Annotated in this window: 17 protein-coding genes and 1 pseudogene; 11 read left to right on the forward strand and 7 right to left on the reverse strand. The window is 70.6% G+C overall.

Annotated features, from left to right (window positions below; genetic code table 11):
* Nucleotides 1–55 precede the first annotated feature (55 nt).
* Entirely contained in the window at nt 56–571 is a 516-nt protein-coding gene (locus tag ACZ6B8_RS17565; protein WP_471083263.1) for an Lrp/AsnC family transcriptional regulator, read from the forward strand.
* A gap of 32 nt (nt 572–603) precedes the next feature.
* Nucleotides 604–2,322, forward strand: coding sequence for a DUF885 domain-containing protein (locus tag ACZ6B8_RS17570; protein WP_471083260.1), 1,719 nt, complete (start codon nt 604–606; stop codon nt 2,320–2,322).
* Between the two features lie 140 nt (nt 2,323–2,462).
* Here the strand turns inward: ACZ6B8_RS17570 and ACZ6B8_RS17575 are convergent, their stop codons facing one another.
* The gene (locus ACZ6B8_RS17575) at nt 2,463–2,969 is read right to left on the reverse strand and encodes a rhodanese-like domain-containing protein (RefSeq protein WP_471607924.1); all 507 of its coding nucleotides are present in this window, start codon (nt 2,967–2,969) and stop codon (nt 2,463–2,465) included.
* A 389-nt stretch (nt 2,970–3,358) separates the two neighbouring features.
* Here ACZ6B8_RS17575 and ACZ6B8_RS17580 point away from each other — a divergent pair, with 389 nt between their 5' ends.
* From ACZ6B8_RS17580 to rph, 4 genes are all read left to right on the forward strand, one after another.
* On the forward strand, nt 3,359–4,096 hold the full coding sequence (locus tag ACZ6B8_RS17580; RefSeq protein WP_471083257.1) for a S1 family peptidase: 738 nt from the start codon (nt 3,359–3,361) through the stop codon (nt 4,094–4,096).
* 274 nt (nt 4,097–4,370) lie between these two features.
* Complete coding sequence (locus ACZ6B8_RS17585) at nt 4,371–4,817, forward strand: Lrp/AsnC family transcriptional regulator (RefSeq protein ID WP_355806755.1); 447 nt, start codon at nt 4,371–4,373, stop codon at nt 4,815–4,817.
* A 19-nt stretch (nt 4,818–4,836) separates the two neighbouring features.
* On the forward strand, nt 4,837–5,532 hold the full coding sequence (locus tag ACZ6B8_RS17590; RefSeq protein ID WP_471607749.1) for a haloacid dehalogenase type II: 696 nt from the start codon (nt 4,837–4,839) through the stop codon (nt 5,530–5,532).
* A gap of 244 nt (nt 5,533–5,776) precedes the next feature.
* Nucleotides 5,777–8,422 (forward strand): rifamycin-inactivating phosphotransferase, encoded by a 2,646-nt coding sequence (gene rph, locus ACZ6B8_RS17595; protein WP_471607750.1) that lies wholly within the window; start codon nt 5,777–5,779, stop codon nt 8,420–8,422.
* A gap of 70 nt (nt 8,423–8,492) precedes the next feature.
* Here rph and ACZ6B8_RS17600 read toward each other — a convergent pair whose 3' ends face one another.
* Nucleotides 8,493–9,614, reverse strand: a complete 1,122-nt coding sequence (locus ACZ6B8_RS17600; protein ID WP_471083248.1) for a tetratricopeptide repeat protein — start codon at nt 9,612–9,614, stop codon at nt 8,493–8,495.
* Nucleotides 9,611–10,993: an ATP-binding protein gene (locus ACZ6B8_RS17605; protein WP_471607751.1), complete on the reverse strand. Its 1,383-nt coding sequence runs from the start codon at nt 10,991–10,993 to the stop codon at nt 9,611–9,613. Before ACZ6B8_RS17605 ends, ACZ6B8_RS17600 begins: the two co-directional genes overlap by 4 nt.
* Nucleotides 10,994–11,058: 65 nt before the next feature.
* On the opposite strand from ACZ6B8_RS17605, the gene ACZ6B8_RS17610 reads away from it, so the two are divergent.
* The 3 genes from ACZ6B8_RS17610 to ACZ6B8_RS17620 all read left to right on the forward strand — a co-directional run bounded on the left by ACZ6B8_RS17610 (nt 11,059) and on the right by ACZ6B8_RS17620 (nt 15,003).
* Nucleotides 11,059–11,925 carry a hypothetical protein gene (locus tag ACZ6B8_RS17610; protein WP_471607752.1) on the forward strand — a complete coding sequence of 289 codons (867 nt, stop codon included), beginning with the start codon at nt 11,059–11,061 and terminating at the stop codon, nt 11,923–11,925.
* A gap of 421 nt (nt 11,926–12,346) precedes the next feature.
* A complete protein-coding gene (locus ACZ6B8_RS17615; RefSeq protein ID WP_471607753.1) occupies nt 12,347–12,910 on the forward strand; it encodes a CbrC family protein in 564 nt (187 codons plus the stop codon).
* A gap of 500 nt (nt 12,911–13,410) precedes the next feature.
* Nucleotides 13,411–15,003, forward strand: coding sequence for a protein kinase domain-containing protein (locus ACZ6B8_RS17620; protein WP_471607754.1), 1,593 nt, complete (start codon nt 13,411–13,413; stop codon nt 15,001–15,003).
* Between the two features lie 467 nt (nt 15,004–15,470).
* Here the strand turns inward: ACZ6B8_RS17620 and ACZ6B8_RS17625 are convergent, their stop codons facing one another.
* Both ACZ6B8_RS17625 and ACZ6B8_RS17630 read right to left on the reverse strand, forming a co-directional pair.
* Nucleotides 15,471–16,868 (reverse strand): MFS transporter, encoded by a 1,398-nt coding sequence (locus ACZ6B8_RS17625; protein ID WP_471607755.1) that lies wholly within the window; start codon nt 16,866–16,868, stop codon nt 15,471–15,473.
* Nucleotides 16,865–17,710 (reverse strand): alpha/beta hydrolase, encoded by an 846-nt coding sequence (locus ACZ6B8_RS17630; protein WP_471083230.1) that lies wholly within the window; start codon nt 17,708–17,710, stop codon nt 16,865–16,867. Before ACZ6B8_RS17630 ends, ACZ6B8_RS17625 begins: the two co-directional genes overlap by 4 nt.
* Before the next feature lie 93 nt (nt 17,711–17,803).
* Here ACZ6B8_RS17630 and ACZ6B8_RS17635 point away from each other — a divergent pair, with 93 nt between their 5' ends.
* Nucleotides 17,804–18,760, forward strand: a complete 957-nt coding sequence (locus tag ACZ6B8_RS17635) for a LysR family transcriptional regulator (protein WP_471607756.1) — start codon at nt 17,804–17,806, stop codon at nt 18,758–18,760.
* On the opposite strand, the pseudogene ACZ6B8_RS17640 reads toward ACZ6B8_RS17635, so the two are convergent.
* Nucleotides 18,732–18,818, reverse strand: a pseudogene (locus ACZ6B8_RS17640) (putative immunity protein); the annotation flags it as partial. The gene ACZ6B8_RS17635 and the pseudogene ACZ6B8_RS17640 overlap by 29 nt on opposite strands.
* A 144-nt stretch (nt 18,819–18,962) precedes the next feature.
* Between ACZ6B8_RS17640 and ACZ6B8_RS17645 the strand changes: the two are divergent.
* Nucleotides 18,963–19,721: a phosphotransferase family protein gene (locus tag ACZ6B8_RS17645; protein WP_471607925.1), complete on the forward strand. Its 759-nt coding sequence runs from the start codon at nt 18,963–18,965 to the stop codon at nt 19,719–19,721.
* A 28-nt stretch (nt 19,722–19,749) separates the two neighbouring features.
* Here the strand turns inward: ACZ6B8_RS17645 and ACZ6B8_RS17650 are convergent, their stop codons facing one another.
* Nucleotides 19,750–20,379: a class I SAM-dependent methyltransferase gene (locus ACZ6B8_RS17650; protein ID WP_471607757.1), complete on the reverse strand. Its 630-nt coding sequence runs from the start codon at nt 20,377–20,379 to the stop codon at nt 19,750–19,752.
* Nucleotides 20,380–20,536 lie beyond the last annotated feature (157 nt).

The raw sequence follows: 20,536 nt of genomic DNA on the forward strand, positions 1-20,536 counted from the left end.
CCAGGCTGAACATCCGCCGGGGACCGGCGACGGATCACCGTGCTACGTTCGGCCGATGGCCGATTCCGTCGCACTGGACCCGGTGGACCTCCACATACTGCGTCTGTTGCAGAACGACGCCCGGACCACGTACCGCGACCTCGCGGCGCAGGTGGGCGTCGCGCCGTCCACGTGCCTGGACCGCGTGACGCGGCTGCGGCGTTCGGGGGTGATTCTCGGACACCAGCTGCGACTCGACCCGGCGAAGCTCGGCCGTGGCCTTGAAGCGCTCCTGTCGGTGCAGGTGCGGCCGCACCGCCGCGATCTCGTGGGGCCGTTCGTGGAGCGGGTCAGGGCCCTGCCCGAGTCGATGTCGCTGTTCCACCTCACCGGGCCCGAGGACTTCCTGGTGCACGTGGCCGTGGCGAGCCCGGCGGATCTTCAGCGGCTCGTCCTGGACGAGTTCACCGTGCGGCGCGAAGTGGCGCGCGTGGAAACCCGGTTGATCTTCCAGCAGTGGGCCTGCGGCCCGCTGCTCCCGCCCGACGCCGTCGCCGCGGACGTGCTGGATCCGCTCAGTGAATCATGGTGACGCGCACCCCCTCGCCGTACGAGGATGTCCGCATGTCAGCCACGAGTACCCCCCATGCGAACACCGGCCCCCTGCCCCGCGCCGTCGCGGACGCCTTCGTCGACGAACTGATCGCCCTCGACCCCATCACGGGCACGTATCTCGGCGTCGAGGAGAGCAACAGCAGGCTTCCCGACACCTCTCCTGAGGGCCGGGAGGCCCTGGCGCGGCTGGCGCGCACCACGTTGGCCCGGCTGGACGAGGCGGAACTCAGGCCCGGCGCGGACCGCGAGATCGAGCGCCGCTGCGGCCGGCTGCTGCGCGAGCGGCTCACCGCGCAGCTGGCCGTGCACGAGGCGGACGAAGAGCTCCGGGCCGTCGGCAATCTGCACACGGTGCCGCACCAGGTGCGGGAGATCTTCACCGTGACCCCCATGGAGACGGACGCGGACTGGGCGGCGATCGCCGAGCGGCTCCGGGCCGTGCCCACCGCCCTGGAGGGTTATCGCGCCTGCCTCGAACTGGGCCTGGAACGCAAGCTGTTCGGGCCGCCGCGCCCGACGGCCACGTTCATCGAGCAGCTCACCGAGTGGGCGGGTGAGAGCGGCGGGGATGCGGACGGCCGCGGCTGGTTCGAGGACTTCGTGTCCGCCGGCCCCGAGGCGTCGCGCGCCGACCTGGACACCGCGGCGCGGGCCGCCACCGCTTCGGTGGTGGCGCTGCGCGACTGGATGCGAGACGTCTACGCCCCCGCGATCGAGGGCGCCCCCGACGTCGTGGGCCGCGAGCGCTACGCCCGGCTCTCCCGCGAGTGCAACGGCACCGACCTGGACCTCGACGAGGCATACGCGTACGGCTGGTCGGAGTTCCACCGGCTGCTCGCGGAGATGCGCGCCGAGGCCGAGAAGATCCTGCCCGGTGCGGCCACGCCGTGGGTGGCGCTCGCCCATCTCGACGAGCACGGCGCGCACATCGAGGGCGTGGACGAGGTACGGGTCTGGCTGCAGCGGCTGATGGACGAGGCGATCGACGCGCTGGACGGCACGCACTTCGAACTCGCGGAGCGGGTAAGGAAGGTGGAGTCGCACATCGCCCCGCCCGGCGGCGCGGCCGCCCCCTACTACACGGCCCCGACCGAGGACTTCTCGCGCCCCGGCCGCACCTGGCTGCCGACGATGGGCGAGACGCGCTTCCCGGTCTACGACCTCGTCTCCACCTGGTACCACGAGGGCGTGCCGGGCCACCACCTCCAGCTGGCCCAGTGGGCGCACGTCGCGGAGAACCTCTCCCGCTACCAGGCGACCGTGGGCATCGTCAGCGCCAACGCCGAGGGCTGGGCGCTGTACGCGGAGCGGCTCATGGACGAGCTGGGCTTCCTCACCGACCCCGAGCGCAGACTCGGCTATCTGGACGCCCAGATGATGCGCGCATTGCGGGTCATCGTCGACATCGGCATGCATCTGGAGCTGGAGATCCCGGCCGACTCACCCTTCCACCCGGGCGAGCGCTGGACGCCGGACCTTGCCCAGGAGTTCTTCGGCGCGCACTGCAGCCGTCCCACGGACTTCGTGGCGAGCGAGATGACGCGCTATCTGACGATCCCCGGCCAGGCGATCGGCTACAAGCTGGGCGAGCGCGCCTGGCTGCTGGGCCGGGAGAACGCGCGCCGACGCCACGGCGACGCGTTCGACGCCAAGGCGTGGCACATGGCGGCGCTTTCACAGGGTTCGCTCGGCCTCGACGACCTGGTCGAGGAGTTGTCGAAGTTGTGACGACGCTGGGCGGCGGGGCGGGAACGAGCCAAGGCGGACGCCGCCATCATGGACTCCTCTCCCCTGCCGCCCCGTACGACGGTGCGTGTGTCGTCCTACGCACGGCGGCGGGCCGCGCTCTCCGCGCACGACCCGTCGCCTCAGCAGCCGCAGTCTTCCGCGGCGACCGGTGCGGTCAGGGCGTCGGGGGTGTGCTGTTCGCGGCCCTCCCACGTATCGAACGCGAAGCCTTCGCGTGCCCAGTACTCGAACCCGCCCAGCATCTCCTTGACCTGGAAGCCCAGTTGGGCGAGTGCGAGGGAGGCGCGGGTCGCGCCGTTGCAGCCCGGCCCCCAGCAGTAGGTGACCACCGGCACCGACTTGTCGAGCAGCGTTTCGGCCTGCTCCGGGATCAGGGCGGTGGGCAGGTGGATCGCGCCCGGCACGTGGCCTTGGTCCCAGGACTCGGTGGAGCGGGTGTCGATGACGACGAAGCCGGGGTCGCCGTCAGAGGCGAGCGCGGACGCCACGTCGGAGACGTCGGCGTGGAAGGCGAGGCTCGCCCCGAAGTACGCGGCGGCCGCCGCGGGTGACGCGGGCGGGACCCGCAGGACGGGGTTGCCGGTCAGCGGCGCGCCAGCGGTCCGACCGGCTTCCGTGGTGCTCATCGTGTGCGTGTTGTTCATGGCAAAAAATCTACGGGCGGGCATCCGCGGCCTGAAGGGATGATCCCCGGCGTATCGGTCGCCCGACCGTCGAATTCCCGGTCATCCATAGGCGTCGGCCGGGGAGTTGGTCCGGACCAGCTTCCGTTTCATCATGCAGTCAGTGGCAATCTCACGCATTCGTGCGTCCGTTACCCGCCACCACCCCACCTCCCCTCCGTACCACTGACACCCCCCGGACTCTTGCGCCCCCACAACTCCTCTGCCAGATTCACCCCCAGCCGAAATGGCATGCCCGCGACAGGAGATACCCGCCTCCCAGCCGGGCGCACCTGCATATCTATGCAGGCGTCCTCACCAGGACGTCCCCTCCCCACACAATGGAGACGAACGTGCGAATATCCAGACTCGTACCCGCGCTCGCGGCCACCGCCCTCGCCGTTCTGGGGCTCGCCCCCACGGCAGCGGCCCAGGCGGCGGCGAGCGGCGAAGCGCCCAAGGCGGCGGCGGTCAGCTCCCCCCAGCCGATCATCGGCGGCGGCTACGCGAGCAACGCGCCCTGGGCGGCCAGGCTCTTCTCCAACGGTCAGCAGACCTGCAGCTCCACGATCATCGCGCCCACCTGGATCCTCACCGCGAAGCACTGCGTCAGCGGCGGCGGCCTGTCGTTCCGCATCGGCAGCCTCGACCAGACGTCGGGCGGCACCACGGCCAACGGCATCAGCGTCCAGACCCACCCGAGCGCCGACCTCGCCCTGGTCAGGCTGGACCGCTCCGTGCCCGGCACCTACTCGCGCCTCGGCAACCCGGGTTCCGTCTCGGTGGGCCAGACCGTCCAGGTCTACGGCTGGGGCGCGACCTCCCAGTGCGGCCAGGAGATCAACTGCCAGTCCCGGCTCCTGAAGGTCGCCGATGTCGTGGTGACCGGCGGCTGTCGCGACGCGTACCAGGGCCAGGCGATCTGCGCCCGGCGCGGCAACGGCATCACCGCGGGCGGCGACTCCGGCGGCCCGATGACGGCGAACGGCGTGCAGGTCGGCGTCGCCTCCACCAGTGACCGTCAGACCACGACGGCGTACACGAACGTCACCGCGTACCGCTCCTGGATCCAGAGCATCGCGGGAGTCTGACGGGCCCTCGGCTCCGCAGGGCCACGGGCCCGACGAGCCCCAGCCCCTCCCGAACGCCCGGAGCGTCCCGCTCCCCCGCGCGTACTCGTCGGCGCAGGTCACCGGCGAGTACGCGCACCACCGGCCCGGGCGGGCATCTCACCGCTCACCCCGGCCGGCCGCCCTCAGCCGGCCCGTGCCCATGTCCCGTTGCGGACGGCCACCGGCGCATCCGGCCCTGTTGATCCCGGCCCACCTCTTGATCGGCCGGGGATTTCCCTGTTACCTCTCGGACATGACCGGCTATTCCACGGACGCCACCGACTGGCGCATACTCGACGTCCTCCAGCGCGAGGGCCGCGCCAGCTATGCCGAACTGGCGCGCGCCGTCTCGATGTCCGCCAGCGCCGTCACCGAGCGGGTGCGCCGCTTGGAGGAGGCAGGCGTCATCCAGGGATACGCGGCCGTGATCGACCCGGAGCGGCTCGGCCTGCCCATCCTCGCCTTCGTACGGCTCCGGTACCCCAACGGCAATTACAAGCCCTTCCACGACCTGGTCGAGACGACGCCCGAGATCCTCGAAGCGCACCACGTCACGGGTGACGACTGCTTCGTCATCAAGGTCACCGCACGCTCGATGCAGCATCTGGAGGAGGTCTCGGGGCGGATCGGCGCACTGGGTTCGGTGACGACGAGCGTCGTCTACTCCTCTCCTCTCCCCCGCCGCCCGCTCGGCCGCTGACGACCTCAGGAGACCTTCCATGCCAGTGCCGCAGATCGACGCCTGCGTGTTCGACGTGCTCGGCACGCTCGTCGACGAACCCTCCGGCATCCGCGCCGGCATCCGCGCGCTCGACCCGTCGCTCGACGACGCCCGGGTCGAGAAGCTGCTGTCGCTGTGGCAGGAGCACGTCGCACGGGAGCAGCAGCGCGTCCTCGACGGCGACCGGCCCTACGTACCCAGTGACGCCATCGATCTGGAGGCCGCCCGGCTCGTCGCCGACGCCGCCGGAACCGGCGATCCGGAAGCGGTGGCACAGCTGGCCCTGTCCGCACGGAGACTGCCGCCGTGGCACGACACCGTGTCGGGGCTGGCCCGCATCGCCGCGGGATTCCCACTGATCGGGCTCTCCAACGCCAGCCGGACGGCGCTGCTGGGGCTCAACGCCCACGCCGGGCTGCGTTGGCACCAGGCCCTGTCCGCCGAGGACGCCCGGACGTACAAGCCGGATCCCGCCGTCTACCAACTGGCCGTCACGGTCTCCGCAGGAGCCCCGGAGCGCCTCCTGATGGTCGCCGCCCACGCCTGGGACCTGCGCGGAGCACAGCGTATGGGCCTGCGCACCGCCTACATCGCCCGTCCCGTCGGCGACCCGCCCACGTCCTCGGACCGATTCGACCTGTACGCCGACGACCTGACCGACCTGGCCGGCCAACTCGACCGATCCGGAGAGTGATGGGGCCGACCGTACCTGGGCCCGAAAACAGCAAAGGCAAGGAGAGCTCTCCTTGCCACTCTCAACTTATAGCTCACCGGGGGGCTTGCCGCAAGGCCCCGGTCGTGACGCACAATCATCCGCCGAGCCACCACCTGCGGAAATAGGAGTACGGCGTGCCTGTCTTGTCGTCGATGTCGATGTGTGTGCACCAGAGACGCGGTGTCGTCGAAACAGCGGGAACGCCGAGGGGAACGGGGACGCGATGAGCGAGCGACACGTACTGGATCTTCGAGAGGTCGACGCGGAACAGGTCGCGGTCGTCGGCGGCAAGGGCGCGCACCTGGGCGCCCTGTCCCGGATCGAGGGCGTCCGCGTCCCGCCGGGCTTCTGTGTCACGACCGACGCCTTCCAGCGGATCGTCGCGGAGGCACCCTCCCTCGACGGACTGCTCGACCGGCTGTCGGACCTGGACCCGGACGCGCCGGGTGCCGCCGAGGCGGTCCGCACGCTCAGCGCGGAGATCCGCAAGGCCATCGAAGAGGTCGCCGTCCCGGACGACCTCGCGGCGGAGATCACCGACGCGCTCAGCAGGGCAGGCGACGAAGCCGCCTACGCCGTACGGTCCAGCGCGACCGCGGAGGACCGTCCGACGGCGTCCTTCGCAGGGCAGCAGGACACATATCTCAACGTCGTCGGTCCCGCGGCGATCCTCCGGCACATCAGCCGGTGCTGGGCCTCGGTCTTCACCGAGCGAGCCGTGACCTACCGCCGGCGCAGCGGCGTCGACCACCGGACCGTCCGTATGGCCGTGGTCGTGCAGCAGATGGTCTTCGCCCGGGCGTCCGGCATCCTCTTCACCGCCGACCCCGTCACGGGCAACCGCGGGCAGGCCACCGTGGACGCCGGCTTCGGTCTCGGCGAGGCCCTGGTCTCCGGCCTGGTGAACCCGGACGTCTTCAAGGTGCGGGACGACCGCGTCGTGGAGAGGACGATCGCCGCCAAGCAGCGTGCCGTGCACGCGCTGGACGGGGGCGGGACGCGGGAGGTGACGGTCGACGCACGGCAGCAGGAGCAGCCGGCGCTGTCGGACGCCCAAGCCCTGGAGCTCGTACGGCTCGGGCGGCGCATCGAGGCGCACTTCGGCCGCCCGCAGGACATCGAATGGTGCCTCTCCGACGAGGGTTTCCAGATCGTCCAGAGCCGGCCGATCACCACGCTGTTCCCGATCCCGGAGACCGGCGACCAGGACAACCACGTCTACGTCTCCGTGGGTCATCAGCAGATGATGACGGACCCCATGAAGCCGCTGGGGTACTCCATGTGGCAGCGGACGGCGATGGTGCCGATGCACGAGGCCGCCGGCCGGCTCTTCGTGGACGTCACCCAGCGCCTCGCCTCACCGGACAGCCGGGCCGCCCTGCTGGACCTGCTGGGGCGGGGCGACCCGCTGATCAGGGACGCGCTGGAGACGGTCATCGACCGCGCAGACTTCATCCCCGCGCTGCCGGACGCGGAGCCCGACGGAGCCCTTCCGGGCAGCGGTGCCCCAGCCACCGCCACCTCGGCGTCCGGAGACGACATGTCGATGCCCGAGGAGGCCGACCCGGCCATCGTCGCCGAGCTGATCGAGCGCAGCGAGACCTCCGTCGCGGCCCTGCGGCGCGACATCCGCACGAAGAGCGGACCGGAGCTCTTCGACTTCCTGTCGGAGGCCTTCGAGGAGCACAAGCGGGTCCTCGGCGACCCGTTGAGCTTCCGCGCGATCATGGCGGGGATGGAGGCCACCTGGTGGCTCAACGACAAGCTTCTCGAGTGGCTGGGCGAGAAGAACGCGGCCGACACGCTCACTCTGTCCGCCCCCGACAACATCACGTCGGAGATGGGCCTTGAGTTGCTCGACGTCGCCGACGCGGTCCGCCCGCATCCCGAGGTCGTCGCGTACCTGCGGGACGTCGAGGACGAGGACTTCCTCGACGGGCTGACGAAGGTCGCGGGCGGCGCCGAGGCGCGCGACGCCATCGAGGCGTATCTGAACCGGTACGGCATGCGCTGCGTCGGGGAGATCGACATCACGAGGCCGCGGTGGAGCGAACGCCCCACGACGCTCGTGCCCGTACTCCTCGACAACGTACGGAACTTCGCGCCCGGCGCCGCGGAGCTGCGCTTCGAGCAGGGGCGGCAGAAGGCGCGGGCCAAGGAGGAGGACGTGCTGTCGCGCCTGCGGGCGCTGCCGGACGGTGAGCGGAAGGCCGACGCGGTCAAGCGCATGATCGACCAGGTCCGGGCCTTCGTCGGATACCGGGAGTACCCCAAGTACGGCATCGTCTGCCGCTATTTCGTGTACAAGCAGGCCTTGCTGGCGGAGGCCGGACGCTTGGAGCGGGCCGGGGTGATCCGTGCGGCCGAGGACGTCTTCCACCTCACGTTCCAGGAGTTCCGCGACGCCGTCCGCTCGCGTCAGGTGGACGACGGCCTCATCCAGCGTCGCAAGGAGGCGTTCCGTTCGTATGCCGCGCTGACGCCGCCGCGGGTCCTCACGTCGGAGGGCGAGGCCGTCACCGGCGCGTACCGTCGCGACGACGTGCCGGCCGGCGCCCTGACCGGTCTGCCGGTGTCCGCCGGGACCGTCGAGGGCAGGGCCCGCGTCGTCCTCGACATGGCGGACGCCGATCTGGAGGCCGGAGACATCCTGGTCACACCCTTCACCGACCCCAGCTGGACCCCGCTGTTCGTGGGCATCGCGGGCCTGGTGACGGAGGTGGGCGGCCTGATGACGCACGGAGCGGTGATCGCCCGCGAGTACGGCCTGCCGGCCATCGTGGGCGTGGAACAGGCCACCCGCCTCATCCGGGACGGTCAGCGGATCCGTGTCCATGGGACCGACGGGTACGTCGAGATCCTGTCCTGAGCGGGACGCCTGAGCGAGGCCTGGCGCGTACGTGCGCACGTCCGCGTACGCGCCAGGTCCCACCGGCGGCTTAGCCCCGCTTCTTCCGGTCGAACCAGATCGTGGCGGCCGTCGGGACCAGGCCCGCCCAGAAGAGCAGTTGGGGGATCGACAGGTCCGTCCAGGGGACCTCGGCGATCAGCAGGGCGCAGAGCACGGCCCAGGCGGCCTGGGCGACGACCACGCGAGCCCAGCGGCCGCGGCGGAGCAGCGAGCGGACGTTGAGGCGGATGCCGGTGCGCAGCCGGCGGTAGCGGCGCCAGGCGCCGAAGGCCCAGACCGCCCCCATCAGGACGAGACACCACAGGCGCTGCCCGATCGGGACGGGCAGCTCCGGGGCGGGCTCGTCCTCGGAGGGGAAGACGTTGACCATGGCGCCCGCGAGGACCACGCACAGCACCGCGAGCCACCGGGTGCCGCGCAGCAACCGGTAGGTGGCGTGGTCGAGTTCCTGTCGCATGGTCGCCGAGCCGGGCTCGGTCGCGAGCGCGTCCGCGTACAGCTCCGCGGCCTGGGCGGCGCCGACGCCCGGTGCGCGGGCGGCTTTCGCCGTCTGGCGGGCGAGGGCCTCGGAGTGGCCGGGGTCGATGCGGAGGATGGCCTCGTCGAGCTGGTCGGCGACCGTGCCGTTGCCTGCGGCGCTGGCGATGCGGTGGGCTATCTCGTGGGCGTAGAGGTGCTCCGGGCCCAGGCGCAGTGCCTCCATCGCCAGGTCCGCCGCGTCACGCGAGATGCGGTCCATGTCATGGGTGCTGAGCTCTCGGGCCCCGGACTCCTTGGCGAACCGGACCAGCGACTCCCGCCACACGGCGTCGGCGAGCATGGCATAGGCGTGCGGCTCGTGCGGCGCGACGCGGATCGCCTCACGGAGGACCGGCTGGACCTTGAGCCAGCCGTTGTCGCGGACCAGCGCGTCGGCGCGGAGCAGCAGGGCTCCGTAGTCCTCGGGATCCCGTTTGAGGGCCTCGTCGGCCGCGGTCGCCGCCTGGCCGGGGTCCTGGGCGTTCAGATGGCAGTAGCCCATCTTGACCCAGGCGCGTACGTCGCCCGGGTCCTCCGCGAGTCTTCGGGCCAGCAACTCCCGTGCCTGGTCGTGGCGTTCGAGCTCGATCAGGGCCTGTGCCTGCTCGACGGTGGGGTGCAGCGCGCTCACAGCTTCCGCTTCTTCTTCAGGTAGGTGACGAGGTCGTCGTACATGCCGCCGTCGTTCGCGTACAGGGCGACGTTGCGGGCGGCGGCGAACCAGGGCTCGGTGGACGGGACGATCTGCCTGACGGCCGACAGGAGGTCCTTCATACCGATCATGCGGACCGTGCCGGTGCGGGCCGAGTCGAGCAGCGCGCTCTCGGCGGCCGCCTCGCACACGTGGGCCAGGTCGGCACCCGACAGGCCGTCCGTCGCCTTGACCAGCTTGCCCAGATCGACGTTCTCGACGGGCCGTTCGCGCAGGTGGTAGCGGAGGATGGCCTCGCGGGCGGGGGCGTCCGGCGGCAGTACGAGCAGAGTGCGGTCCAGGCGTCCGGGGCGGCGCAGCGCGATGTCCACGTCCCAGGGCACGTTGGTGGCCGCGAGCACGAAGACGCCTTCGTTGGCCGCGAAGTCGATGCCGTCGAGCTCGCTGAGCAGCTGGTTGACCGTGTTGCGCAGGCCGCTGTGCTGGGTGCGGCTGCGTTTGGCGCCCAGCGCGTCGAGTTCGTCGAGGAAGACCACGCAGGGGGCCTTGCGGCGGGCGGTCCGGAAGATCTCGTGCATGTTGCGCTCGGAGTTGCCGATCCACATGTCGAGGACGTCGTCGATCGACACGGAGAGGAAGTTCGCGCCGAGTTCGCCGGCGATGGCGCGGGCGATGAACGTCTTGCCGCAGCCGGGCGGCCCGTACAGGAGCAGGCCGCCGCGCAGGCTCTTGCCGTAGAGCTTGCGCAGTTCGGGGTTGCGCATGGGCGCGAGGAACGCGGCCTCCAGCCGCTCCTTGACCTCCCGCATGCCTCCGACGTCCGCCAGGCGGAGCGTGCCGGGGGCGTCGACATCCCAGGCGGAGGCGTTACCGGGGTCGCCGCTGCCGTCGGCGGTGAGGGGGGCCTCCGTCCCGGCCCCGCCGTCGGGCCCGGAACCGATTTCGATCCCGGCTCCGGTCTCGGTCCCGGTTTCGCCTCCGATGAAGCGGGGCGGGATCACGTCGCCCACCTGGTCCGCGGCGGCGCGCCAGTCGAAGCCGGTGGCCTGCTCCTCCGGCGCTGACGGCTCGGGTGCGGGCGTCGGGGCCGGTGTCGAGGCCGGCTGCGTGGGATCGTGCGGAGTCTCCGCCCCCTGCGTGTCCACGGGAACGGCCGCGCCCATGGCCCGAGTCATCAGCGCGCGGGCACCGGTGTCGCCGGGAGCGTGTTGCAGGGCGACGGCCGCCTCGGCGATGGCGGCGTGCTGCGCTCCCGCGCCCAGCAGCAACTCCGCCAGGTGCAGCCGCAGCGGGATGTCGTGCGGCGCCGCGTCGACGGCCGCGCGCAGGCTTCGTATCAGGGGAGATTCCTCGGACATGTCGCTAGCTTATGTAAAGCTGATCCTCCGGCACCGCCTGCGTCTTCTTCCGGGAGTATCCGCCTGTGTTTCCCCCTTCCGTCATCGTCGGCCTGCACGGGACGCTGCGCCTCCACGCGTGGTTCGAACGGTCCGAAAGCGGGGGTGGGATCGGAGGCAAGGGCCGTGTCGAGGAAGAGACCTTCTTCCTCGCCGTGGACCGGGCCGGTTCGTACGGTTGGCGGACCGTTGGCGGTCAGCTGCACGAGGACGGCCAGGTCACGGCGGAGCACGAGCCGACGGCGTGGGAGCACGAAGACGCCGGGGGCGACTGGACCCAGGACGGCGACGTGCACCAACTGGCGTGGCTGGCGGCGGGAATCTGCACGGAAGCACCTCGTCCGGGGGTTCCCGTGCGTCCGATCGCGCTCGTGTTGTCCGACACCCTGGCCCGCGTCGGAACGGTGACGTTCACGGGCCTGCACGCGATGCTGCCCCTCCAGGCCACGGAGCGCGACACGGCCTTCCACCAGATCGAGCTCGCGCCGTGGTTCGAGCTGACGGATCCGGACGCCCGTCACGAGGTGACCGTGACCGTGTCCTGCCGTCCGGGCGAGGGCGGACCGGCCGAACACGACGCGCCCGCCCTGGTCGAAGCGATACGGGAGAGGGCCCAGGGAGCCGTGGACGCGGAGGCCCGCACACCCGCGACGGTGGACGGGCTCACGGGATTGGACCTCGACCTCGGCCGGACGGTGCACACGCACGGGATGCGCGAGGTCGTACGGATCGGCTGTCGCACACGGGAGTGGTCGCCGGACATGGCGGTGTGGCTGGTGGAGATGACCGCGGAGGCTCTGCTCGAGGCGGGACGGTCGGCGCCGGTGGTCGTGACGGCCTCGTCGACACACCGTGGGCGTACGAGTGGTGACTCCTTCAGTAGGTGTTTTTGATCCCTGGCCGTGAGGTGCGTGCGCCTGGATGATCTGAGTTGCGGTGACTGGCGAGGCGGCTCGGCGGTACTGCCGGGAGTGTGGTGATCCGCTGCCGCAGACGATGGCGGCGGAGGCGGTGTACTGCTCGGACCGTTGCCGGGTGCGGCCTACCGCCAGCGGCGGGCGTCACGGAACGGCGTAACGGAAGCGCCATAGCTGAGCGCCTCGCCAACGCCTCCAACACCTGAGATTTTGCAGGGTAGTTGAGAGCAAATGCCGAGCGCTTCGAGGGCGCCAGGTTCACGTCCTGCCCCGGCATGTCACGCCTGCGGTGGGCAGTGACCGGGGCCGGCGCCTGATCTTCGCGTGAGCGGGTGCCGCATCGCGGCAAATGGATACCAGCTTCGCGGTGCCCGTTTCTGGTTGGGATGATGGTCCCGTGGCAGAGCCGACCTTTCGATACCACCCCGATCCGCTGGCCTCCGGGTCTGCGTTGCGCACCGACCATGTCTGCAGTGTCTGTGGCATGGATCGACAGATCCGCTATCAAGGCCCTGTCTACGGTCGGCAACCTGATTCCCTCTGCCTTCACTGCATCGAGTCCGGGGCAGCGTCGCTGGCGCTGAGCATCTCAGGCGGAGGCGATGGGGACTCCGACATGGCTGCGATGTTCAGCGATGCCGTTGACGTCCCCGACGACGTGCCTCTGTCGGTCGTCGAAGAAATCACCCGACGCACTCCCGGCTTTGCGGGTTGGCAGCAGGAGGCCTGGCTGTACCACTGTGGTGACGGCGCGGCCTTTCTCGGCCCTGCCGGGTATCGCGAGCTTGAAGCCTACCCAGAGGCCCTCGCCATGCTCCGTGCGGATCACCGGTGTTACGGCTGGTCGCCGGCAGATACCGAGGGGTTCTTGCGGGGGCTGGACCGCGCTGGCGAGCCGGCGGCCTACCTGTTCCGCTGCTTGCACTGCAGCACGAGTCTGGCCTCTTGGGACATCGGCTGACACCCGCCTATTCCGTGCCGTGATCACGGCCGTCGATGGTCGTTCGCCGGGGCCTCGTTCCCTTCTTGTGGTGTGCGGGTCGGGTGCAGGACTCGCCGGTGGCGAGCACGCGTCCAGTGGCGTAGCGGGTGGCGGCTCGTCGCGCGCATCAACGACGACAACCACGCCTACGCCTATGTGGCCGAAACCATGGGGGGAGAGGCCCTCTGGCGAACGATTACAACGCCATGGCCCCCTTCGGACTCCCGCTCAGCCGGTCTGGCATACGCGCTGCGAGTCCTTGGCCAGTCATATGCTGAACACCCCGCCTACCAGCAGGAATGGCACCCATAGCCCTTCAAGGAGACAGTCCCTGGTCGTGCGAAGTGGTGCGTTGATGGTGGGGTCCCTGCGAGGCTGTGACGGGACCGCCCTCGTGGGCAAGCGCGTAGCCAACGCCCTCTGCTCGTAGTCTGATTGGGAGAACTCATCTCTGGTTCGTGCGTGCGAGGGGCGTGGCAATGAGGGCACTGGAACCGCTGGGCGCGGACGACCCGAGCGAGGTGGGGTCGTACCGGTTGCTGGGAGTGCTTGGGCACGGCGGGATGGGGCGGGTGTATCTGGGGCGCAGCCCGGGTGGCCGACTCGTTGCCGTGAAGGTGGTGCACCGCCACTTGGCGGCGGATGAGCGCTTCCGTTCGCGGTTCGTGAATGAGGTAGCGGCGGCGCGGGTGGTGAATGCGGCCCAGGACCGCGACTACACCGCCGCCGTACTCGCCGCCGATCCGGAGGCTGAGGTTCCGTGGGTGGCGACTGGCTTCGTGGCGGGCAGCGACCTGACGCACATCGTGGAGGAGCACGGTCCACTGCCTCACCGGACCGTACGCACGCTGGGAGCAGGGCTGGCCGAGGCGCTGAAGGCCGTGCATGCCCAGGGGTTCGTGCACCGGGACGTCAAGCCGTCCAATGTGTTGCTCGCGCTCGACGGCCCGTATTTGATCGACTTCGGTATCGCCCGTGCCGCTGAGACGGCGACCCGGCTCACCTCGACCGGCATGGCCGTGGGTTCGCCCGGCTTCATGGCCCCCGAGCAGGTCACCGGCGAAGCGCCTGTCGGCCCCGCCACGGACGTCTTCGCGCTCGGCGCCGTGCTCGCCTATGCGGCTAGCGGCCACCCGCCCTTCCCTGGTGACAGCGCCGCCCAACTGCTCTATCGGATCGTTCACGTCGAGCCACAGCTCGACGGTGTCGTACCGGATGCCATACGTGAACTGGTCTCCGCCTGCCTCGCCAAAGATCCTTCCGCCCGTCCGGAACCGCTGGAGGTCATCCGGGCCCTGGCTGGTCAGCAGGGTGCGGGCGCGTTGCTGGAGAACTCTTCCCGGTGGCTGCCCACGGCAGTCGCCGAGGGCATCGGCCGCCGGGCCGTGGAACTGCTCCAAATGGAGTCCGGGCCGCCGAATCCGGGGCCGCCCGTACGAGGTCCCGTGCCGCCTCACCCGCCCACGGCCGTGGACCCCGCACCCGCGTCCGGTCCGGGCGCCGCCACGATGACAGCAATCGCCCAGCCCAAGCCCAAGCCGAAGCCTGCGAGCGAGGGGAAGCCCGCGCCCACGGCATCGACGAAGCCGAAAGCCCCGGATGCCGAGTCGAAGAAGCAATTCGGCCTGGCCGTAGGAGTCGTCCTGGTGCTCGCCGCAGTGGGCCTCGGCATATGGATCGACCGCCAGGGAAGCGACCAACCCGACCAACCGGTCGCCCTTCCCGCCTCCTTCGTCGGACGCTGGAACGACTCCCAGAACGGCTACGGCAATGAGCTCGAACTCAAGGCCGGCCGGGTCGGCGAAGAAGTAGGCACGCTCACAGCCGACATCGATGGCCAGAACGGCTCAGCTACCTGCACATACCGCCTCAGGCTCAACCGTACGGCGACCGACAGCTTTTACGCAGACCTTGACGCCGATCCGGCGTCCGCCGACCGTGGTGCCTGCAGCGCACCCGTGAAGATCAAACTGCAGACACAGCGTGTCAAAGGAGGGAACGGCGAAGACGTCCTCATGTTCCTCGCCGACAAGCCGGTGACCAGCCTCAACATGTTGTCACGCGTGAGCTGATCAACTGGCGATGCTCCTGGGTACGTTCGTTGGCGAGGCGGCGGATTTGCCGATCCATTGTCAACGGCGCGCCTTCCTTGTCAGCTAAACCGCGGATCCTGCAGTCGATGCAGGGGACGCGGTTCCGTAAGCAGTGGCTTCTGCTGCGATCCAGCTTTCCGCGCCCCGTGAGCACCGCCTTCGACAACCGATCATGAGCAGAACGCACGAGAGGGTCTCGCCTATCCGGTGCTCTGAGTGTGCTGACGGCCACTGCGGGCGGGTGGCGCTGCTTTCGGATGCACACTTCTGAGTGCCGTGCTGTCCCGCAGAAAGCGCGTTGGTCGAGCGGCAGTTGGGACGGGAGAGCTTCAAGTGTCGCGAGGATCGCCGGTTTCAGAAAGCGGCGATGGTCGTCGGTGTTCCCTCGGCGATTCGGAGCGGGCACGGCCGACGGGGTGAGGCGGAGGCCGCTGGAGGCCGACGCTTCACCTGCGTGCCCTTCCGCTGTGACTGCTGTGGCCGTGAACGGGCTCGGTGCCAGGTCGGTGGTGGAGCCGCAGGCTGATCAGCGCGGTGATCGTGAAGGCGGCGACCTGGTAGAGCATGGCGTGCCGGAACGCGGTGTCCGCATCGGCGGCGGGGGCGTAGTAGGCGAGTCCGGCCGCGGTCACTCCGATGGATCCGCCGAGCTGCTGTGCTGTGGGCAGCAGGCCGGAGGCCGAAGCGGCTGCGGGGCCGTGCACCTGGGCCAGGACCAGGGTGAACACCGACGCGGTGAAGGCGCCGAACGCGGCTCCGCCGACGGCCAGCACGGGGAGTGCCGTCTGGCGTCCCGCCGCCGAGCCGACGAGGGGGGCCAGCGCCAGGCACATCCCGGCGAGGATCAGGGACGCGACGGTGAGCACCGTCGGCCCGTGCCGGCGAGTGAGAGCGGGCGCGGCCCTGCTGCCGACGACGGCGCCGGCGGCGAACGGTGCCGACGTCAGTGCGGCCGCCAGGGCCGAGTACCCGACAGCGGACTGAAGGTGGAGGAAGAGGAGGTAGGTGAAGGAGGGCACGCCTGTGTTGAACACGAACACCAGCAACGTGCCTCTCCGCGCCGACCGGTCACGCAGCACCGCGGGATGGATCAGCGGATCAGGCCGGTGCGGGAGGCTCCGGACGAAGTGGCCGAGGGCGGCCACAGCCACGGCGAAGCCGGCCCACGTCCACCAGGGCCAGCCTGCTTCCCGCCCCAGCGCCAGGGGCAGGACCAGCGCGCCGGCTCCTATGGTGACCAGCAGCGCACCCAGCTTGTCGACGCGGAGTCCGTCCGCTCCGCGGGTGCGGGGCAGCGCGGTCGCTCCTGCCAGCGAGGCGAGCGTCACCGGCACGGTGAGGAGCATCACCGGCCGCCAGCCGAGGCCGAACAGATCGGCACTGAGGACGAGTCCGCCGATCAGCGGCCCGGCCAAAGACGCGACGGCCATGGTGGCGCCGTACAGGCCGAAGGCGCGCGGCCGGCGCGTTGCAGGAGTGGCGGCCTGGATGAGCGACAGGACCTGGGGGGCGACCAGACCGCTGCCCGCGCCCTGCACCAGCCGTGCAATGATCAGCGATGCGGCGTCGGGGGCACACGCGCCGGCCAGCGAACCCGCGGTGAAGACCACGCTGCCCGCCACGAACAGCCGGCGGTAGCCGTACCGGTCGCCCAGCCGTGCGGCGGGGATGAGCAGGCACGCGTACGTCAGGGTGTATCCGGCGAGGACCAGTTGCACGGAGCCGGGACCAGCGCCCAGGCCGGCCTGTATCGCCGGCGCGGCCACCTGGGCGACCGTGACGTTGAGCAGTTGCACGAAAGTGGCGCTGAGCACCACCGGCAGCACGAGGCGTCCGCCGCTCACGGCAGCAGAGCCGCGGCGAGCTCGTGGGGCCGGGCGGCGAACGGACTGTGGCTGCCCGGCAGGGTGCGCACGGTGAACGGGTTGCCGGGCATGGCCCGGTCGGCTTCCGCGATCATCAGATCCTGCACGGCCGCCGGCAGCGCCCGATCGTCGGCGCAGCGCACGAAGGTCCGCGGAACACTCCCCCAGCGTTGCGGAGTCACGGTGACCGGAGTGGCCGGGATCGCCAGCGGCAGATCGGGGCTCAGTGCCGAGCGCCAGCGGTCGAAACGGTCCGCGGGGGTGTCGTGGTAGTGGGTCTGCCGCAACTCCTCGACGTAGGCGGGATCCTGCGAGAGCGGGTTGATCCGCACGGCGCCCAGTTCCCCGGGGTCGCCGAGGTTGAGACTCTGACCCCGAGCCGTCGCGTGCTCGGGAGAGCCGAGATAGTCGAAGAACCGGGGCCGTCCGGCGGGCACGAAGGCCGAAAGATAGACGATCTCATCGACGAGTTCGGGTGCGCGTTCGACGGCCAATGACGCGGGGCCGCCGCCCGCGCTGTGCGCGACGAGCACGACCCGACGGTGGCGGCGGGCCTGGCGCAGCGTGTCGAGGACGGACTCGGCGCTGTCGTCCATCGTCACGGTGGCGAGCGCGGACTTCTCGGTCAGCAGGCCCGGCTGGCCCGGCTGGAGGTAGCCGCTGGGCAGGGGCGCGTCGAAGCCGTGCCCCGGCAGATCGACGGCCATGCTCGCGGCACCGCGTACGGCGAGTGCGCGCTGGGTCGCCGCCCACTGCCCGGAACCGTGCCAGGCCCCGTGCACGAAGACGAAGACGGTGTCTGTGGAGGAAGAATCGGTCATGACCGCATTCCACGCGACCCGGCCCCGATCATCCAATGAAAGATCTGACAGGCTGCCCGACGATACATATGAGATATGGCTGGGAGGCTTTACATGGAGACGCGGCACCTGCGCTATGCGCTGACTCTCGCCGAGCACGCGCACTTCGGCCGGGCGGCCCGCGCGCTGGGCATCGCGCAACCTCCGCTGTCCAAACAGATCGCCGACCTCGAACGGGAAGTGGGCGCCCGCTTGTTCGATCGCACCCGCCAGGGAGTGTTCCCAACGGCGGCCGGCACGGCCTTCCTCCCCCGGGCGCGCAGGGCGCTCGACGAGATCGCCGCGGCATCGGTGGACGCGGCCAGGGCAGCACGCGGGGAGACAGGACAGCTACGCCTGGGCTTCATCGCCTCGGCACTGCTCGAACCCCTGCCGGACGTCCTCGGCCGGTTCGGCCGCGAACGGCCCGACGTACGCCTCGAACTGCACGAGATGGCAACCAGACGCAGCACCGCCGCGCTCATCGCCGGCGAACTGGACGTGGCGATCGGCCTCGGCCCGCCCCGGGGCATCGGCGCCGAGCAGCTGGTGTCGGCCCCGATCGGACACGACCACCTGGTCGCCGTCGTCAGCAGCACACACGCATACGCGGGACAGTCATCTGTGGACGTCGAGCAACTGCGGCAACAACCACTGATCGTGGCGCCGGAGGAGGACGAACCCGCCGCCGTCGCCGGGCTGCGGACCCTGCTGGGCAAGGACTCCCCTGCACTCGCCGGCGCGACCGTCGCGAGGGACATCCACACCATCATCGGCCTCGCCGCCTGCGGAGTGGGCGTCGGCCTGGGCCCCTCCCGCATGCTCACGGCCCCACGTCGGGGCACCTGGCTCTGCGAGGTCACCCCACGAACACCACTGCCCGATCTGATCCTGTCCTTCCGCGCCCAGGACCGTTCCCCAGCACTGAACGCCTTCCTCGACGTCATCCGTACGAACTGCCCCGAGGTCGGCGCCACCCTCGACCACCGACTCGGCCCACTCGGGCGAGGAGCTGGTGGTCCGGGTCAGTGAGGGTCCCACCACGGCGGATCGTCACGAACCGTGGGTCTCGCACCTGCGGGAGGATCATGGTCGGCTCTGCCTTCCTGCTGGTCCGCATCGATGCCGCGCAACCGAGCGGCTCATGGACTGGGTGCCCGGAGGTCGCGCGGTGCCCAGGAAAAATACCGGTGCCGTCGCCGGCCGTATCGCGATACTGGTCACCATGCTCACCGTGGATGAGGTCAAGGTCGTCGTCGCCCACTCCGAGCGCGCGACCCTGCGCGTCGGCGACGTGTTCCTGAAGGTGGACGCCGATCAGGCCCGCGCCGACGCCGAGGTGGAGGCCATGGCCTCGGCGCCGGTCCCCACCCCGGAGGTGCTGTGGCGCAAGCCGCCCGTGCTCGCGATCGCCGCGGTCCCGGGGACGGCGCTCGGCCGCCTCGGTGAGCCGACGACCGCGTCACCAGCGGCGTGGGCCGCGGCGGGCGCCGCCATCCGCACCCTGCACGACGCGCCGCTGCCGCCCCGGCCCGGCCGGGCGGGCCCTGGACTCGACGCGTTGGCGGCGGAACTCGACGGCGAGTGCGAGTGGCTCGTGTCCAACGACGTCCTGCCCGCCGACCTCGTCACCCGCAATCGCCGGATCGCCCAGGCCGCGCTCCGGCCGTGGACGCCGGTGTTCACCCACGGCGACCTGCAGATCGCTCATGTGTTCGTCGACAATGACGAGGTCACCGGCATCATCGACTGGTCCGAGGCGGGCCGGGGCGATGCCCTGTACGACCTCGCCACCTTGACACTCGGACACGAGAAGCACCTCGGCGACCTCGTCGCCGGCTACGGCACCGACGTCGACATCGACCTCGACGTGATCCGCGCGTGGTGGTCGTTGCGCAGCCTGCTGGGGGTTCGCTGGCTGGTCGAGCACGGCTTCGATCCGACGGCGCCGGGCTGTGAGGTCGACGTGCTGAGGTCCCTGATGTCCTCGTGATCACCTGGTGTCGGTCACCTGGCGCGCCCTACGGTCGGCGGGCCAGCACATGGGTGTCGAGGAAGCCCCGCTCGGACGCCGGGTCGTGGAGCAGCCGAGCCACAATGACGAGCCCGGCCCCGGTCAGCAACTCGGTGAAACGCTCCACCGGCCAGCTGTAGGCGGGCGTGACCTTGTGGTCGAAGCGGACCGGCTCCGGCCCCTCGGTCCCGAAGAAGGACACCAGGAGCAGGCCCCCCGGCGCGAGGACGCGCACCTGCTCGGCGAGGAGCGCGGGCAACTCGCCGGGCGGAGTGTGGATCATCGAGTAGTGGGCCAGCACCCCGCCCAGCGAGCCCTCCTCGACCGGCAGGTTCTCCATGCGCGCCACGTCGAACCGCAGCGCCGGGTGGGCCCGTCGAGCATGGTCGACCATGGCCGGCGAGAGGTCGAGTCCGAAGGCGTCGAGCCCCAGTCCGTCCAGCATCGCCGTGAGGTGACCGGGCCCGCACCCGACGTCGGCAGTCCGCAGGTTGCCCGTCCCCCGCACCAACTCGGCGAAGGTGCCGATCATGTGCCGTGCGACCGGCTGTGTCTCCAGCCGGTCGGCGAACAACGACGCGTACAGGTCGACGACCCCGTCGTAGGCCACTCTGGTCTCGTCCTGATGATCCACCATGGGCAGGAAGCTAACACCCGTGTCGTCGGCGGCGATTCGTCGGCCCCTCCTGGTGCGGAGGGCGCGCGGACCTCCCAGCGGTCGATCGTGCCCGCCCGCGGTCGTACGTCGATGGCCGGTTCTGGGCCGTGTCGGCGGGGGCCGCCTTCCGTACGCT

This window comes from Streptomyces sp. NPDC041122 (assembly GCF_055592445.1).

Coding starts and splice junctions, on each gene's coding strand:
- ACZ6B8_RS17565 (WP_471083263.1), top strand. CDS start 56: ATGGCCGATTCCGTCGCACTGGACCCGGTGGACCTCCACATACTGCGT.
- ACZ6B8_RS17570 (WP_471083260.1), top strand. CDS start 604: ATGTCAGCCACGAGTACCCCCCATGCGAACACCGGCCCCCTGCCCCGC.
- ACZ6B8_RS17575 (WP_471607924.1), bottom strand. CDS start 2,969: ATGAGCACCACGGAAGCCGGTCGGACCGCTGGCGCGCCGCTGACCGGC.
- ACZ6B8_RS17585 (WP_355806755.1), top strand. CDS start 4,371: ATGACCGGCTATTCCACGGACGCCACCGACTGGCGCATACTCGACGTC.
- ACZ6B8_RS17590 (WP_471607749.1), top strand. CDS start 4,837: ATGCCAGTGCCGCAGATCGACGCCTGCGTGTTCGACGTGCTCGGCACG.
- rph (WP_471607750.1), top strand. CDS start 5,777: ATGAGCGAGCGACACGTACTGGATCTTCGAGAGGTCGACGCGGAACAG.
- ACZ6B8_RS17605 (WP_471607751.1), bottom strand. CDS start 10,993: ATGTCCGAGGAATCTCCCCTGATACGAAGCCTGCGCGCGGCCGTCGAC.
- ACZ6B8_RS17620 (WP_471607754.1), top strand. CDS start 13,411: ATGAGGGCACTGGAACCGCTGGGCGCGGACGACCCGAGCGAGGTGGGG.
- ACZ6B8_RS17630 (WP_471083230.1), bottom strand. CDS start 17,710: ATGACCGATTCTTCCTCCACAGACACCGTCTTCGTCTTCGTGCACGGG.
- ACZ6B8_RS17635 (WP_471607756.1), top strand. CDS start 17,804: ATGGAGACGCGGCACCTGCGCTATGCGCTGACTCTCGCCGAGCACGCG.
- ACZ6B8_RS17650 (WP_471607757.1), bottom strand. CDS start 20,379: ATGGTGGATCATCAGGACGAGACCAGAGTGGCCTACGACGGGGTCGTC.